The sequence below is a fragment of the uncultured Amaricoccus sp. genome (genome assembly GCF_937858865.1).
Classification (GTDB): Bacteria; Pseudomonadota; Alphaproteobacteria; order Rhodobacterales; family Rhodobacteraceae; genus Amaricoccus.
In genome coordinates, this window is sequence record NZ_CALLYO010000518.1 from 1 (window position 1) to 2,373 (window position 2,373).

Below are 2,373 nucleotides of genomic sequence, written 5' to 3' on the forward strand. Positions count from 1 at the left end.
CGATGATGCCATCCTCAAAGCGGTCCGCCACACTTCTTCAGCAGCCTGCTAGAGCTTCGCCGCCCAGTCCTCGATGCTGTCGCCGCTGCCGAGGCCCGGCGCCACGATCCCGTCGATCATGAAGGTGGGCGAGACGTGGATGCCGTTCTGCCGGGCATACTTGCAGTGCAAGATCGTCGCCCGCTCGAGGCCGGGGAGCGCGAAGGCCTCCGCGAACGGCAGCCCGCTGTAGTCCTCCATCCGCTCGATGATCTGGTTCGGCGTCGCGTCTAGGTTCGGGCCGCAGCAGTGGTCCTCGAACTCGAACTCCTCCCGGTGATCGTAGACCGCGCGCATCACCGCGCGCGCCGCCTCCTTGCCGCCGGGCGTCGTCGAGGCCGCGAGGATCCCCCGCGTCACCACGCCGGAGAAGAGATGCCAGGGCTGCGAGAGCAGCCGGACGTGCAGCGTCACCCGCTCCTCGCCGACCAGTGCGAGGAAATCCCAGAGCTTGCCGAACGCCCGCGCCGAATAGGGGCAGGTCGGCTCGAGGAACACCTCGAACCGGCGCTGACCCCGGCCCCAGCTCAACGGGTCGGCCTGCCAGTTCCCCGTCATGCCGTCGGGCCCGCGCCGAGCTTCGCAACATACTTCATCGTCCAACACCGCGTCATCGTTTCCGTCCCACCGCGGTCCATGTGACACGGGGCACTCACCGAGGGCAAGCCGCGCACACCGGGGCGATCATGCTTGTCCCGAAGCCATGTCCGGCGTGCCCAGGACTGCTTCCTTCCAGGCTCCGTGTGCGAATGTATTTTAGCAAAATTTTTGAATCATTGCCGTAATGATTAGCTTGTGATGATCTTTATATATTTGATAATCGACATGATATTTGTTAATAATAGAGTGCATATTCCGGTCAGCCGCTATCGGATCGGCAGGTTGGAGACGGTTCCGTGCGTGGGAGTGACGAGGGCAGGTGGAGATGAGCCGAGCTGCAGGTGTCCTGGGCCGGAGCGCTTCCGGCGGGCAGGTGCCCGCGCTGGCGCACGCCGCCGCCAAGCGTGGCCTCGATCTCTTCCTGGCAACGCTCGGCCTCGTCGTCGCCGCCTTCCTCCTGCTGCCGATCGTCCTGGCGATCCGTCTGCGCCACGGCGGCGCGGTCATCTACCGCGACCGGCGCGTCGGCCGGGGCGGAACCTCCTTCGACTGCCTCAAGTTCCGCACCATGGTGCGCGACGCGGACCTCGTGCTCGAGCGCCATCTCGCCCGCTCCCCGGCGGCGCGCGCCGAATGGCAGGCGACCCGCAAGCTGCGCGACGACCCGCGCATCCTCGGGCGGGTCGGCCGCTTCCTGCGCCGGACCAGCCTCGACGAGCTGCCGCAGCTCTGGAACGTGCTGAAGGGCGAGATGAGCCTCGTCGGCCCCCGCCCGATTGCGCGCGAGGAGCTCGCCTACTACGCCGAGCAAGGCCACTGGTATCTCGCCGTCCGCCCCGGGCTCACCGGCCCGTGGCAGGTCGACGGCCGGAGCGACACCGGCTATGCCCGGCGCGTCCGCCTCGACGTGGAGTATGCGCAGAACCCGAGCCTCGGCCGGGATCTCCGCATCCTGCTGCGGACCCCCGGCGCCCTCCTGAGCGGCCGGGGCGCCTACTGAGGCCCTTTCCCGGGACAGGCGTGCCCTGAACCGCCGCCGCCCGTGCCGCCGGGCGGCGGAGCGCGCGCTCGCGCGCCCCGGGCGGCAACACCCTCCGGAACGCGCGTATGGTGCCGGCGCAGAGCGGCCGCCCCCCGGCCGCCCCACACCCGCGCCGAACCCGCGCCGTCGGCGACACGCACCCCGGAGATCCCGCATGGCCTATACCTTCAAGCTCCAGGCACTCGACGCCATCTGCCGCGCGAACGGGGGAGGCGGAGGCCACCGGCGCGGGGTCCGCGCCCTCAACGAATGGTCGCGCCTGCTCGGCGGCGCCGGCCGCCACACCCGCAACGTGCCCGCGCTCAACGAGATCTGCGGCCTGCTCGGCGCCGAGGCGGGACACCGCCTGGAGATCGCGGCGCTCAACGCCATCGCCACCCGGCTCGGCGGCGCCGGCGGGCACCGGCGCAGCCTCGCCGCGCTGACCGAGATCGCTCCCCTCGCCGGCTCCGGCTGGGCGCCGGGGCCGGTCCGTCTTTTCGGGGCCGGCGACAGCCGCTTCGCCGACGGCAGGCAGGGAACCGCCCCCTTCGACAGCGGCTACGTCCTGCACCGCTACTCGCCGCTCAACCTCACGGTCTGGGCGCTGCTCGGCCGGGTCGTCCACGACGCCCGCACCGACCTCTTCGCGACGCCGGGCTGCACGCTGCAGCAGTGGATCGACACCCACCTCGCCGCGCTTCGCGCCGCCG

3 protein-coding genes are annotated in these 2,373 nt (G+C 70.5%); 2 read left to right on the forward strand and 1 reads right to left on the reverse strand.

Annotated elements, in window-relative coordinates; genetic code table 11:
* Positions 1-48 precede the first annotated feature (48 nt).
* The gene (locus tag Q0112_RS15165) at positions 49-597 is read right to left on the reverse strand and encodes a hypothetical protein (RefSeq protein ID WP_297976720.1); all 549 of its coding nucleotides are present in this window, start codon (positions 595-597) and stop codon (positions 49-51) included.
* Between the two features lie 415 nt (positions 598-1,012).
* On the opposite strand from Q0112_RS15165, the gene Q0112_RS15170 reads away from it, so the two are divergent.
* Positions 1,013-1,639, forward strand: a complete 627-nt coding sequence (locus tag Q0112_RS15170; RefSeq protein ID WP_297976722.1) for a sugar transferase — start codon at positions 1,013-1,015, stop codon at positions 1,637-1,639.
* Positions 1,640-1,835: 196 nt separating this feature from the next.
* Positions 1,836-2,373 (forward strand): hypothetical protein (locus Q0112_RS15175; RefSeq protein ID WP_297976724.1); only part of this gene is annotated, 538 nt, incomplete at its 3' end.